The sequence below is a fragment of the Streptomyces sp. NPDC055815 genome, from assembly GCF_053616475.1.
Map to the genome: position 1 here is coordinate 55,280 of NZ_JBSHDU010000048.1, position 13,573 is coordinate 68,852.

General features: G+C 71.6%; 12 protein-coding genes. 5 read left to right on the forward strand and 7 right to left on the reverse strand.

Translation table 11 applies throughout. The features are described from left to right. Window positions 1-84: 84 nt before the first annotated feature. The 5 genes from ACWGN5_RS27220 to ACWGN5_RS27240 all read right to left on the reverse strand — a co-directional run bounded on the left by ACWGN5_RS27220 (window position 85) and on the right by ACWGN5_RS27240 (window position 5,410). On the reverse strand, window positions 85-762 hold the full coding sequence (locus ACWGN5_RS27220) for a response regulator (RefSeq protein WP_369144046.1): 678 nt from the start codon (window positions 760-762) through the stop codon (window positions 85-87). After that, window positions 759-2,075 carry a sensor histidine kinase gene (locus ACWGN5_RS27225; protein ID WP_453519795.1) on the reverse strand — a complete coding sequence of 439 codons (1,317 nt, stop codon included), beginning with the start codon at window positions 2,073-2,075 and terminating at the stop codon, window positions 759-761. The genes ACWGN5_RS27220 and ACWGN5_RS27225 overlap by 4 nt, the downstream gene beginning before the upstream one ends. A gap of 440 nt (window positions 2,076-2,515) precedes the next feature. Then, a complete protein-coding gene (locus tag ACWGN5_RS27230; protein WP_453519796.1) occupies window positions 2,516-3,439 on the reverse strand; it encodes a DUF4429 domain-containing protein in 924 nt (307 codons plus the stop codon). Window positions 3,440-3,513: 74 nt separating this feature from the next. Next, entirely contained in the window at window positions 3,514-4,725 is a 1,212-nt protein-coding gene (locus ACWGN5_RS27235) for an alpha/beta hydrolase (RefSeq protein WP_453519797.1), read from the reverse strand. A gap of 49 nt (window positions 4,726-4,774) precedes the next feature. Continuing rightward, window positions 4,775-5,410: a TetR family transcriptional regulator gene (locus ACWGN5_RS27240; RefSeq protein ID WP_453519812.1), complete on the reverse strand. Its 636-nt coding sequence runs from the start codon at window positions 5,408-5,410 to the stop codon at window positions 4,775-4,777. Window positions 5,411-5,539: 129 nt separating this feature from the next. Here ACWGN5_RS27240 and ACWGN5_RS27245 point away from each other — a divergent pair, with 129 nt between their 5' ends. Next, window positions 5,540-7,162: an MFS transporter gene (locus ACWGN5_RS27245; RefSeq protein ID WP_453519798.1), complete on the forward strand. Its 1,623-nt coding sequence runs from the start codon at window positions 5,540-5,542 to the stop codon at window positions 7,160-7,162. A 131-nt stretch (window positions 7,163-7,293) separates the two neighbouring features. Continuing rightward, the gene (locus ACWGN5_RS27250) at window positions 7,294-7,728 is read left to right on the forward strand and encodes a peptidase inhibitor family I36 protein (protein WP_453519801.1); all 435 of its coding nucleotides are present in this window, start codon (window positions 7,294-7,296) and stop codon (window positions 7,726-7,728) included. Here the strand turns inward: ACWGN5_RS27250 and ACWGN5_RS27255 are convergent. Further along, window positions 7,709-8,479: a potassium channel family protein gene (locus ACWGN5_RS27255; RefSeq protein WP_453519815.1), complete on the reverse strand. Its 771-nt coding sequence runs from the start codon at window positions 8,477-8,479 to the stop codon at window positions 7,709-7,711. The genes ACWGN5_RS27250 and ACWGN5_RS27255 overlap by 20 nt on opposite strands. Before the next feature lie 140 nt (window positions 8,480-8,619). Then, a complete protein-coding gene (gene aceE / locus ACWGN5_RS27260) occupies window positions 8,620-11,352 on the reverse strand; it encodes a pyruvate dehydrogenase (acetyl-transferring), homodimeric type (RefSeq protein ID WP_453519803.1) in 2,733 nt (910 codons plus the stop codon). 451 nt (window positions 11,353-11,803) lie between these two features. Between aceE and ACWGN5_RS27265 the strand changes: the two genes are divergently transcribed. The 3 genes from ACWGN5_RS27265 to ACWGN5_RS27275 all read left to right on the forward strand — a co-directional run bounded on the left by ACWGN5_RS27265 (window position 11,804) and on the right by ACWGN5_RS27275 (window position 13,542). Then, complete coding sequence (locus ACWGN5_RS27265) at window positions 11,804-12,226, forward strand: DUF3052 domain-containing protein (RefSeq protein WP_225799709.1); 423 nt, start codon at window positions 11,804-11,806, stop codon at window positions 12,224-12,226. Between the two features lie 131 nt (window positions 12,227-12,357). Next, entirely contained in the window at window positions 12,358-12,816 is a 459-nt protein-coding gene (locus ACWGN5_RS27270; RefSeq protein WP_453519806.1) for a peroxiredoxin, read from the forward strand. 150 nt (window positions 12,817-12,966) lie between these two features. Then, entirely contained in the window at window positions 12,967-13,542 is a 576-nt protein-coding gene (locus ACWGN5_RS27275; RefSeq protein ID WP_030495317.1) for a TerD family protein, read from the forward strand. Window positions 13,543-13,573 lie beyond the last annotated feature (31 nt).

Here is a 13,573-nt window from a genome sequence, read left to right on the forward strand (position 1 = left end):
GGGTAGGGGGTGGAGGAGCAGCCAACACCAGGTGGAGGGTGGGGTTTTCCCCCGGGGGCTGGCAGGAGCCTCCGGCCCTGCCGGCTAGGCGCCGGGCGTGACCAGGCCCGACTCGTACGCGAAGACCACCGCCTGCGCGCGGTCGCGCAGGTCCAGCTTGGCGAGGACCCGGCCGATGTGGGTCTTCACCGTCTGCTCGGCGAGGACCAGGCTGTCCGCGATCTCCTGGTTGGACAGACCCCGGGCGATCAGCTCCAGGACCTCCGTCTCGCGCGGGGTGAGCCCGTTCAGGCGCAGCGCCGTGGTGTCCCGGCGGGGAGCGGGCCGCGAGGCCGCGAAATCGGCGATGAGGCGGCGGGTCACGGACGGGGCGAGCAGCGCCTCGCCCGCCGCCACCACCCGTACCGCCGCGATGAGATCGGCCGGCGGCGCGTCCTTGAGGAGGAAGCCGGACGCACCCGCGCGCAGCGCCTCGTACACGTAGTCGTCGACGTCGAAGGTGGTCAGCATCAGCACCTTCGGCCGGTGGGTGACCCCGGCCGGCGGGTGCAGGATCTCCCGGGCCGCCGCGAGCCCGTCCAGCTCCGGCATCCGCACGTCCATCAGGACCACGTCCGGATGCGTCGAGCGCGCCACGTCCACGCCCTGCCGCCCGTCCGGTGCCTCGCCGACCACGTCGATGTCGGGCTGCGCGGCGAGGAGCGCGGCGAAACCGGCCCGCACCATGGCCTGGTCGTCGACGATGATCACGCGGATGGTCACTCGGTGTCCTTCGTACGCAGGGGAAGCCGGGCCGCGACCCGGAAGCCGCCGTCCGGCAGCGGCCCGGTGTCCAGGGAGCCGCCGGTCAACCGTACGCGCTCCCGCATGCCGACGAGCCCGTGCCCGGTGCCGGGGGCGCCGCGCTCGACGGCGGAACGCTCCTCCAGGGAGGGCCCGTTGACGACGAGGACGTTCAGCCACCCGTCCTCGGCCCGTACGGACACACGGGTCGAGGCCCCCGGCGCGTGCCGCACCACGTTCGCCAGGGCCTCCTGCACGATCCGGTACGCGGAGAGGTCCACGGCCTGCGGCAGCTCCCCGAGATCGGCGGCGATCCGCAGCTCCGCCGGCACGCCCGCGCGTACGGTCGCCTCGACGAGCTGCTGCACCCGGTCGAGGCCCGGCTGCGGGGCGCGCTCGCCCTCGCTGCCGTCACTGCGGAGGACGGAGAGCAGCCGGCGCATCTCGGCGAGCGACTCGCGGGCACTGGTGGCGATCGACGCGAACTCCTCGCGGGCCGCGTCCGGGAGCTCGGGGATGCGGTACGGCGCCGAGTCCGCCTGGACGGTGATCACGGACATGTGGTGGGCGACGACGTCGTGCAGCTCGCGCGCGATCCTGGCCCGCTCCTCCAGGAGGGTGCGGTGGGCCCGCTCGGCCTCGCTGATGGTCTCCTGCTCGGCGAGCCGCCGCTGCGCGTCGCCGCGGGCGCGGACCGCCGAGGTGAGCAGCAGCAGCACGCCGCTCAGGACGAGCAGCAGGACGTGCAGGCTGGTCATCCCGGCGGGCCGGAAGGCCTCCAGGACGAAACCCGCCACGCCGGTGGCCAGCCACACCCCGAACAGCGCCCGGCGGGACTCGCGCAGCCCGAGCGCCACCATGAGGGCGCAGTAGCCGATGACGACCGGCGGGGTCCACGGCCACATCTCCGCGCGGGGACCGTCCGAGCCGAGCAGCACGAGCGCGCCGAGCACATCGGCGGCGAACACGATCCACCAGGCCTGGAGGGGGCGGGTGACGGCGAGCAGCAGCGGCGCGGCCTGGGCGGTGCCGAGGGCGCCGGCGAGCGCGCCGTTGACGCCGTAGTCGTTGACGAGGAGCAGGACGGTGGAGGGGAGGAGCGCGGCACTGAACGCCAGGGCGACGACGTACGGCAGCAGCCGCACCCACCGCCCCGAGGCCCCCGCGAGAAGCGGCGCGCCCGGCGAGGCCGGGGTGGTGAGCGCGCCCCCCAGCCCCTGGAACACGTCCCGCACCCGGACGACGACGGACGGGAAACCGGTGGGCGGCTCGGGCCGCGATGCAATACCCATGACGCCCTCAGCCTAGGCAGAGGCCCTGTCCAGCGGCGTCATACCGAGGACTGGGCCAAGAGGTGATACCGAGGTATGACCCCGCCCCGTTGTGGGCAATCGTTCCGCTGGGGCGGAGCCCACCCGCGGACGGCGCGGCCCCGTTGTGGGCAGGCGTTCCGCAAGGGGCGGAACGGGTGGGCACAACGGAACGGCGCCCCTGCTGGCGCCAGAGGCTCCCGCGCTTGAACCCGCACCACGTCGTGCACCGCGCATCCGGTGCGGGTCCAGGCTCGGAAGGCGGAGGCGCCGCTGGAGGGCGCCGTCCCGTGTGCCCACCCGTCCCGCCCAACGGGACGATTGCCCACACGGGCGCGGGCCGATGCCCAGCAGGGTCGCGGGCCCAGCACCGAGCGAGGCCCGCGAGGCCCGCGAGGCCCGGCGGGCCGAGGCCCAGCCGCTCAGAGCTCCGCCAGGAGTTCCGCCTTCTTCGCCGAGAACTCCGCATCCGTAACAAGCCCCGCCCGATGCAGCTCCCCCAAATGCCGAATCCTTTCAGCCACCGCCCCAGGATCCCCCGCCCCCACGACGGGCACGGGAACGGGCACAGGCACGGCCACCGGCGTCCGGTCCTTGCCCCGGATCGCGGCGAGGACCGACGCGGCGAAGGTCAGGGACTCGTACACGGGCCCGTACCGGCCGAAGACGACGCACGCCGGGTCCTGGTCGGGCCGCTCGGACCGGGGCCCGCCGCCCCGCGGCACCAGCCGCAGGTACCCGTCGACGCCGTCGGGCGAGCGCCATTCGACCCCGCAGAGGTCCCGTACGGGAAAGACCTGATCGCCGGACCGCCACTTCTCGGTGGACGCCCCCGTCCAGGACCAGCGGAACGCGACCTCGGAGGTCCCGTCGAAGCTGGCCTTCCCGTCGTACGCCTTGAAGGACTGCGGCCCCGGCGGCGGCGCCACCAGGAACCGCTCGGAGGGCGCGACACCCCCGGCGTCGTACACCTCGTCCTCGTACCCGGCGGCCCCCGCGGCCCCCGGGTGCGACGCGAGGAGCGCCCGCAGCTCGTCCCGGTACTCCTCGGCGAGCGTCTCGCGCTCCGCCGGGATGACCAGGCGGTACGGATCGCTGCCCTCCTTGAGCTGCCCCGCGGCCGCCTCCATCAGCGGATCGGCGCCGGGCCTCGGCACGGCGTGCAGCACGACGGTGCCCCGCTTGCCCGGCGTGAGCGTCACCGACGCCAGCGCCTCGTGCGGTACCCGTCTCTCGCGCAGCGCGGAGAACAGCTTCGGCGTGCGGATCCCCCGATCGAAGCGGATGACGAGGGCGTCGCTCTCGAGCTCCCAGGTGGCATGAATTCCGGCCAGCACATCACCCATACGCCTCATCGTAAGCGGCGTGTGCCCCTGCGTCGCCCCTGTGAAAGGTCCCGAAATTGCGTGATCTACGCGCGTCAGAGCCCTTCCGTGCCGGATATTCCGTCGCGGCAAGCGCTGTCGGCACGTGCGCAGACCAGCTTCGGGTAGGCCCCGACCCCTATGGCCGCGAAGTTGCCGAGGCTCTCCGTACCAGGCTCGAAATAGCCGCCGTGGCCGACCGCCCCGCGCGCGGAGAGCACCCGGGCGCCGAACTCCGGCGCGACGGGGTCGGCACCGTGCCCGACCCCGCCGACCGTCAGGTGCGGCACGTCGGCGATCCAGTCGTCGGCGTCCCGCATGGCCCACACGCGCGCGGGGCTGTCGAGTTCGGCCGCCCGCTCGACCCGCATCCCGGGGCTGCCGGCCACGGCGACGTCGGTGACCCGGGCGGGCAGCCGGCGCGCGGCGACCCCGCAGAGCACGGAGCCGTAGCTGTGGCAGAAGAGCGCCACGCGCGCGTGCGACGGCAGCGACTCCGTGAGGCCGACCAGGCGGACGGCGCCTTCCTCGGCGAGCCGGCCGGTCATCGCGTCGACGCCGATCCCGGCGGGCGCGGTGTAGTCGGCCCAGGCGACCACCGCCACGCGCGCGCGGGGCGAGGCCTGCCGCTCGGCGGCGTAGAGGGCCTCGGCCATGCCGGCGGGGGCGGCGTACCGGCGGTGGGTCTTCTGGAAGGTGAGCAGGTTGGTGTCGACGCCGGGCACGATCACCGAGACGCGCCGGGCCCGCTCCAGGTCCCCGAGGACTTCGGCGGCCCGTCCCGTACCGGTCGGGTCGAAGGCGAGGACCTGTCGGCCGGGCCGCATGAGCGAGGCGAAGCGGTCGACGCGGCGCCGGGCCTCGTGCCGGCCCTCGGCGGAGAGCCTGGTGTCGTCGACGCGGCCGCGCTCGGCGGCGTACGCGCGCGCGAGGCTGATCCGGTTGGCCCGGTAGCGCAGGGCGATCGGGGCGCCGTCGAGGTTGCCGACGACGAGCGGGTGCCGGGCGGCGAGCCGGGCGCCGTCCACCGGGGCGAGTGCGGCGAAGAAGGCGGCGACGGTACGGGCCGGGGCGCCCGGGTCGGGCAGCGGACGGGCGTCGATCCGGTCGCGCGCCCAGGCGGCGAGCGCGGCCTCGCGGGACGCCCAGGGCGCCGGCTGGTGCCGGATGGTGGTCCACCCGGTGGTCGCGAGGAGCACGAACACGACGGCGACGGCGAGGAGCGCGCGCGTGGCGACGAGGGCGGGCGAGGAGTCGACGGAGGTCACGGGCGGCCACCCTACGGGGCGAAGATGACGGCACCGGACCTGCAGCGTCCTAGGGGGCGTCCCGCCAGTGCGGGGCGAGCGCCGGGCCGAGGTGGTCGAGGTACTCCTCGGTCAGCGCGCGGATGGCCTCCAGGCTCTGGTCCGTGCCGCGGCCCCACATCTGGCCGGTGACCCGCATCACCCCGCTGAACGCCGCCACGGCGATCCGGGGACGGGGGTCCTCGTCGACGTCGAGGCCCTCGCGCGCGGCGATGATCCGGGCGACGGTCTCCTCCATCTCCGTGGAGCGGCGCAGATGGACGGCGAGCAGCGCGGGCGTCGACTCGATCATGCGGTACGTGCGCAGGTGCAGCTCGACGGGGACGACCTCGGCGATCGCCTCGCCGATGGTGTCCCAGGCGCACAGGACGGCGTTGCGCATCGCGTCGAGGGGCGCCTCGTCCGGGGGCCGCTGCCCGAGCGCCTCCACGAAGCGCTCCTCCACCATCTGCTGGACGGCGAAGGCGACCTCCTCCTTGGAGGAGAAGTACCGGAAGAAGGTGCGCTGGGAGACCTCCACGGCGTCGACGATCTCGTCGACGGTGGTCCGCTCGTACCCCCGGGTGGTGAAGAGCTCCAGGGCGACCCGGGTGAGTGCGTCGCGCGTGCGCTGCTTCTTCCGCTCGCGCAGTCCGGGCAGGGACACGGGCAGGGTCACGTAGAGGTCCTCTTTCCAGGCATTTCGTCCTGCTCAGCGTACCTGTGAGCTACGTGACAGTTACCGACGCGTGAATCGCTTTGTCAATTGTCAGTGACTGTCATTAGCCTCCTTCTCATGACTAGTCAGACCACCGTGGAAAAGGCCCCGCAGGGTCAGGGGGACACCCGGGAACCCGCTCCGGTCCCGGCGAAAGGACTGCGCGGCCACCCGTGGTTGACGCTCTTCAGCGTGGCCGTCGGCGTGATGATGGTCGCGCTCGACGGCACGATCGTCGCCATCGCCAACCCGGCCATCAAGGAGGACCTCGGCGCCACCCTCGCCCAGGTCCAGTGGATCACCAACGGCTATCTGCTCGCCCTCGCCGTCGCCCTGATCACCGCCGGCAAGCTCGGTGACCGCTTCGGCCACCGGCAGACCTTCCTCATCGGCATAGCCGGCTTCGCCGCCGCCTCCGGCGCGATCGGCCTGTCGCACTCCATCGGCGCCGTGATCGCCTTCCGCGTCCTGCAGGGCCTCTTCGGCGCCCTGCTGATGCCGGCCGCGCTGGGCCTGCTGCGCGCGACCTTCCCCGCCGAGAAGCTGAACATGGCCATCGGCATCTGGGGCATGGTCATCGGCGCCTCCACCGCGGGCGGCCCGATCCTCGGCGGCTTCCTCGTGGAGCACGTCAGCTGGCAGTCCGTCTTCTTCATCAACGTGCCGGTCGGCGTGCTCGCCCTCGTGCTCGGCCTCGTCATCCTCAAGGACCACCGCGCCGAGAACGCGCCGCGCTCCTTCGACCTCCTGGGCATCCTGCTGCTCTCCGGCGCCATGGCCGCCCTCATCTGGGGCATCATCAAGGCCGGTGAGTCCTGGGGCTGGGCGAGCGGCAACACCTGGGGCTGCCTGATCGGCGCCGTGGCCCTGTTCGCGGTCTTCGCCTTCTGGGAGACGAAGGTCAAGGAGCCGCTCATCCCGCTGGGCATGTTCCGCTCCGTGCCGCTCTCGGCCGGTGTGGTGCTGATGGTCCTGATGGCCTTCGCCTTCATGGGCGGCCTGTTCTTCGTGACCTTCTACCTCCAGGGCGTGAAGGGGCTCGGCCCGGTCGACGCCGGTCTGCACCTGCTGCCGCTGACCGCGATGATGATCGTCTCCTCGCCGCTGGCCGGCGCGCTCATCACCAAGTTCGGGCCGCGCGTGCCGCTCGTCGGCGGCATGGTCTGCACGGCCGTCGCGATGTTCGGCATGATCACGCTCACCTCCGGCACCGGCACCCTCGCCATGTCCCTCTGGTTCGCCCTGCTCGGCCTGGGCCTCGCCCCGGTCATGGTCGGCGCGACCGAGGTCATCGTCGGCAACGCCCCCCTCGAGCTCTCCGGCGTGGCCGGCGGTCTGCAGCAGGCCGCCATGCAGGTCGGCGGCGCGCTCGGTACGGCGGTGCTCGGTGCCGTCATGTCCTCCAAGGTCTCCGACACCTTCGCGGGCAACTGGAAGGAGGCCGGCATCCCCGTCCCGGCCGACCCGCGTCTCGAGCAGGCCGCCGAGTTCGGCATGACCCCGCCGGAGCTGGCCCAGGCGCCGGGGATGACCCCCGGCCTCCTCCAGCAGATCACCGGGGTCATCCACGACACCTTCCTCGACGGCATGGGCCTGGCCTTCACCGTCGCCGGCGGCGTCGCCGTCGTCGCGGCCCTCGTGGCCACGCTCACCAAGCGCGGCGAGAACGCGGAGGCGGGCGGCATGGGCGGTCACATCTGACATCGGCCCATCAGGGTTCCCGTAGGGGGCCGTCACCCGTTCGCGTGAACGGGGGCGGCCCCTCTTCCGTTGCCGGGAGACCTCGGCCATTCTCGTGATTACAGAGAGTGACGAAACGGGGGCTCATCAGCATGTATACGAAGACAACGGCTCTGGCGATCGCAGCGGTCCTGACCGCCCTCCTCGCCGTACCCGCGGGCGCCGTACCCGCGGGCGCCGTACCCGCGAGCGCCGCACCCGCGGGCGCCGCACCGGCGAGCGCCGCACCCGCCGGGGGTACGGCTCTCGGGGCCTGTGGACCGGGCCGGCTCTGTCTCTGGCCCAAGCCCGACTTCAAGGGCAGGCCGTGGACGTACGAGCTGGCCACGACCGACATCGACAGCTGCGTCGCCCTGCCGCCGGGCACCTCGGCCCAGTCCCTCGCGAACCGCACGGGGCGGCCGGTCACCACGTACCAGTCGGCGGAGTGCGGGGAGGCGGGGGAGTTCGAGACGTACCCGGGGCGGGGGACCTGGGTGCCGCAGACGGCCTACGAGGTCAGAGCGTTCAAGCTCTGGGAGCGGTAGGCGAGGGGACGTCGCGCGGCTCGGTAGGCCCCGGAGGTTCCGGCGGGGCCGACAGCCGGGCGACCTCGGCCCGCAGCTCCCGGACCTCCCGGGTGAGCGCCTCCAGGAGCTCGGTCTGCCGGCGCTCCACCGCGTCGTCGCGGTCGAAGCGTGAGATGAACCAGGCCGCGATGTTGGCCGTGACGACACCGAGAAGGGCGATGCCCGAGAGCATCAGGCCCACCGCGAGGACCCGGCCGAGACCGGTGGTCGGGGCGTGGTCGCCGTAGCCGACCGTGGTCATCGTGGTGAACGACCACCACACCGCGTCCCCGAGCGTCTTGATGTTGCCGTTCGGGGCGTCCCGTTCCACGTGCAGCACGGCCAGCGAGCCGAACATCATCAGCCCGACCACCGCGCCCGTCACATAGGTGGTGAGCGTTATCTGCGGGGCCATCCGGGCCCGCCGGCCCACGAGGAGGAGCGTGGAGACGACCCGCAGCAGCCGCAGCGGCTGCACCATCGGCAGTATCACCGCGAGCAGGTCCAGCGGATGGCCGCGGACGAAGCGCCAGCGGTCCGGGGCCAGGGCGAGACGGACGAGATAGTCGAGCGCGAAGGCGCCCCAGACGACCCACTCGACGTGGGTGCAGAGCCGATGAACCCACGGCTCGGCGCCGGGAGCCACGATCGGCACCGCGTAGGCGAGGCCGAACGCGACCGCGAGCACCAGGAGCGGTGTCTGGGTGCGCTCTTCCCAGCGCAGCTTCATGACGGGCATGACCGGCATCGTAAGGAATGGAGGGAATGACGAAGGGCGGCGGGACCCACGTCCCACCGCCCTCACCAGCCAAAACGAACGCCCGACCGAACCGGCCTACCTACTGTCCGTCAGCCGTCAGCCGTCAGCCGTCAGGCGTCGCCGCCCGCCGCGCCCGGGTCGGCGGCCGCGACGTCGAGCAGCTGGTAGCGGTCCACGGCCTGCTTCAGGGCCGAGCGCTCGACCTTGCCCTCGCGGGCGAGCTCGGTCAGCACCGCCAGCACGATCGACTGCGCGTCGATGTGGAAGTACCGGCGGGCCGCGCCGCGCGTGTCCGCGAAGCCGAAGCCGTCCGCGCCCAGCGAGGTGTACGAGCCGGGGACCCAGCGGGAGATCTGGTCCGGCACCGTGCGCATCCAGTCCGAGACCGCGACGAACGGGCCCTCGGCGCCCTGGAGCTTGCGGGTCACGTACGGGACGCGCTGCTCCTCGTCCGGGTGGAGCAGGTTGTGCTCCTCGACGGCCACGGCCTCGCGGCGCAGCTCGGTCCAGGAGGTCGCGGACCAGACGTCGGCCTTGACGTTCCACTCCTCGGCGAGGATCCGCTGCGCCTCGATCGCCCACGGCACGGCGACGCCCGAGGCCATGATCTGCGCCGGGATCGTGCCCGCCTCGCCGGCCTTGAGGCGGTGGATGCCCTGGAGGATGCCGTCGACGTCCACGTTCTCCGGCTCGGCCGGGTGCTGGATCGGCTCGTTGTAGACGGTCAGGTAGTAGAAGACGTCCTCGGCCTCGGGGCCGTACATCCGGCGCAGACCGTCCTTGACGATGTGCGCGATCTCGAAGCCGAACGCCGGGTCGTAGGCGATGCAGGCCGGGTTGGTCGAGGCCAGGAGGTGCGAGTGGCCGTCGGCGTGCTGGAGGCCCTCGCCGGTCAGCGTCGTCCGGCCGGCGGTGGCGCCGAGCACGAAGCCGCGCGCCAGCTGGTCGGACATCTGCCAGAACTGGTCGCCGGTCCGCTGGAAGCCGAACATCGAGTAGAAGACGTACACCGGGATCAGCGGCTCGCCGTGCGTGGCGTACGCCGAGCCGGCGGCGATCAGCGAGGCCGTGCAGCCGGCCTCGGAGATGCCGTCGTGCAGCATCTGGCCGCTCGGCGACTCCTTGTAGGCGAGGAGGAGTTCGCGGTCCACCGCCTCGTACTGCTGGCCCAGCGGGTTGTAGATCTTGGCGCTCGGGAAGAACGCGTCCATGCCGAAGGTGCGGTACTCGTCGGGGGCGATCAGCACGAAGCGCTTGCCGATCTCCTTGTCCCGCATGAGGTCCTTCAGGATGCGGACGAAGGCCATCGTGGTGGCGATCGACTGCTGCCCCGAGCCCTTCTTGGCGGCCGCGTAGGCCTTGTCGTCGGGGAGGACCAGCGGCTTCGCGCGCACGACGCGGGTGGGGACGTACCCGCCCAGCGCCTTGCGGCGGTCGTGCATGTACTGGATCTCCTCGGAGTCCCGGCCCGGGTGGTAGTACGGCGGGAGGCCCTCCTCCAGCTGCCGGTCCGTCACCGGGATGTGCAGCCGGTCGCGGAAGCGCTTGAGGTCGTCGACCGTCAGCTTCTTCATCTGGTGGGTCGCGTTGCGGCCCTCGAAGTTCGGGCCGAGCGTCCAGCCCTTGACGGTCTGCGCGAGGATCACGGTCGGCTGGCCGGCGTGGGCCTTCGCCGCCGCGTAGGCCGCGTAGATCTTCTTGTGGTCGTGACCGCCGCGGCCCAGGTGCAGGACCTGCTGGTCCGACATGCCCTCGACCATGGCCCGCAGCCGGTGGTCGTCGCCGAAGAAGTGGTCGCGGATGTAGCCGCCGGTCTCCGTGGCGTACGTCTGGAACTGGCCGTCCGGGGTGGTGTTGAGCTTGTTGACCAGGATGCCGTCGCGGTCCTGCGCGAGCAGCGGGTCCCAGGAGCGGTCCCAGATCAGCTTGATGACGTTCCAGCCGTTGCCACGGAAGGTCGACTCCAGCTCCTGGATGATCTTGCCGTTGCCGCGGACCGGGCCGTCGAGCCGCTGGAGGTTGCAGTTGACGACGAAGGTGAGGTTGTCCAGGCCCTCACGGGCAGCGATGGAGAGCTGGCCGAGCGACTCGACCTCGTCCATCTCGCCGTCGCCGAGGAACGCCCAGACGTGCGACTTGGAGGTGTCGGCGATGCCGCGCGCCTCCATGTACCGGTTCATCCGCGCCTGGTAGATCGCGCCGAGCGGGCCGAGGCCCATCGACACGGTCGGGAACTCCCAGAAGTCCGGCATCAGCCGCGGGTGCGGGTACGACGACAGGCCGTTCGGGAACTTCGACTTCTCCTGGCGGAAGGCGTCGAGCTGCGTCGCGTCCAGCCGGTCGAGGAGGTACGCGCGGGCGTAGATGCCGGGGGAGGCGTGCCCCTGGAAGAAGATCTGGTCGCCGCCGTCGCCCTCGTCCTTGCCGCGGAAGAAGTGGTTGAAGCCGACGTCGTACAGGGAGGCCGAGGAGGCGAAGGTGGCGATGTGACCGCCGACGCCGATGCCCGGGCGCTGGGCGCGCGAGACCATCACGGCCGCGTTCCACCGGGTGGCGTTGAGGACCTTGCGCTCGATCTCCTCGTTGCCGGGGAAGAACGGCTCGTCCTTGGTGGCGATGGTGTTGACGTAGTCCGTGCTGCGCATCTCGGGCACGGCCACGCGCTTCTCGCGGGCCCGCTCGATCAGCCGGAGCATGAGGTAGCGGGCCCGCTCACGGCCCCGCTCGTCGACGGCGGCGTCGAGGGAGTCGAGCCATTCCTGGGTCTCTTCCGGGTCGAAATCCGGGACCTGGCTGGGAAGGCCGCCAATGATGATCGGGTTGCGATCGGATCCGGGAGCCACGCTCTTCCTTCGCTGTTCGGTGGTGCCCACGGGGCCACGGGCTGGTGGGGATGTCCATCGTGTACCCCGCCGACGCCAGACGTCACATTTTCCGAGGGGTAACCCCCGGGGGGTGCCTCGCCCTGCCCTCTCAGATGTCCGGTGCGGTCGATCCGGCTGTTGCGTGCGGTCAAATCGCAACCTTACGCCCAACCCGCGCATGCGTTTCGTCCGGGCGTTCGGCAGACTGAAACCGCAGACGTCAGCAAAACGGGACGAACCATGTGTGCCTGATCGCGGAGGAGGGTCCGACGATGCCGGAAGTTGCGGCGAGACGGCCCCAAACGTCACCGTTTCGGCGGTCTCGGCGGCCGGGTACTTGCGCGATCCGCCCCGGCACGTGTGGACTACGGCCAGCGCCGCGCGCATACGCGCGGCCCACAGGATTTTCCGAATGAGCAGGAGGCAAGCCGTGAGCGCGACCGCGGACCACGCGGAGGAGCGGACCAACCCGGCAGCGAGGCTGGGGTTCGAGCCCGGACAGGTGGTCCAGGAGATCGGCTACGACGACGACGTCGACCAGGATCTCCGTGAAGGCATCGAGTCCGTCATCGGAGCCGACCTCGTGGACGAGGACTACGACGACGTCGCCGACGTCGTCGTGCTGTGGTTCCGGGACGAGGACGGCGATCTCACCGACGCCCTGGTGGACGCCATCGGTCTTCTGGAGGACGGCGGCAACATCTGGCTGCTGACCCCGAAGACCGGCCGCGACGGCTACATCGAGCCGTCCGACATCCAGGATGCCGCGCAGACAGCGGGTCTCTCCCAGACCAAGAGCATCAGCGTCGCCAAGGACTGGACGGGCACCCGCCTGGCCGCCCCCAAGCGCTGATCACCACGCTGCGAGAAGCCCCCGCCGGTCCGCCGGCGGGGGCTTTCGTGCGCAGGCCGTAGGGTGGGTGCCACCCGGGTTCACCGATACGGCCCAAGCCCCCGGGACCCGTCGAAAGGGACGCGTACGCGATGGCGATCGAGGTCGGCACCCAGGCCCCGGAATTCGAGCTCAAGGACAACCACGGCCGGACCGTGCGCCTCTCCGACTTCCGCGGCGAGAAGAACGTGGTGCTGTTCTTCTACCCCTTCGCCTTCACCGGCGTCTGCACCGGTGAGCTGCGCGAGCTCCGCGACCACCTCGCGGCGTTCGTCAACGACGACACCCAGCTCCTCGCCGTCTCCAACGACTCCATCCACACCCTCCGCGTCTTCGGCGACCAGGAGGAGCTCGAGTTCCCGCTGCTCTCCGACTTCTGGCCGCACGGCGAGGCCTCCCGGGCCTACGGCGTCCTCGACGAGGAGAAGGGCTGCGCGGTCCGCGGCAGCTTCGTCATCGACAAGGCGGGCGTGGTCCGCTGGACCGTCGTGAACACCCTGTCGGACGCCCGTGACCTCGGCGACCACCTCAAGGCCCTCGACGCCCTCTGAGCGCCCGCGGGGCCGAATCGTTCCCGACACCCTCGGATTCACCGGGCGAATCGACTGTTTCGACCGGGAACCCGTCACTAGGATCCAGACGTTGATCCGATGCCAACGCACGACTGGGGGCGCTGCCCCTGGAAACCTATGGAGGGACTCGTGGGAGTCAGCCTCAGCAAGGGCGGCAACGTCTCGCTGACCAAGGAGGCCCCTGGCCTCACCGCCGTGACCGTCGGTCTGGGCTGGGACGTCCGCACCACCACCGGTACGGACTTCGACCTCGACGCCAGCGCCATCCTGGTGAGCGAGGCCGGCAAGGTGCGCAACGACCAGGACTTCGTCTTCTTCAACAACCTGAAGAGCGCCGACGGTTCCGTCGAGCACACCGGTGACAACCTCACCGGCGAGGGCGAGGGCGACGACGAGCAGGTCAAGGTCAACCTGGCCGGTGTGCCGGCCGACGTTGCCAAGATCGTCTTCCCGGTCTCGATCTACGACGCCGAGAACCGCCAGCAGTCCTTCGGCCAGGTGCGCAACGCGTTCATCCGCGTCGTGAACCAGGCCGGCGGCGCCGAGATCGCCCGGTACGACCTCTCCGAGGACGCCTCGACCGAGACCGCGATGGTCTTCGGCGAGCTGTACCGCCACGGTGCGGAGTGGAAGTTCCGCGCCGTCGGCCAGGGGTATGCCTCGGGTCTGCGCGGCATCGCGCAGGACTTCGGCGTCAACGTCTGAGCCGAGCACCGTTCGAACCGTCCGGCGCCCC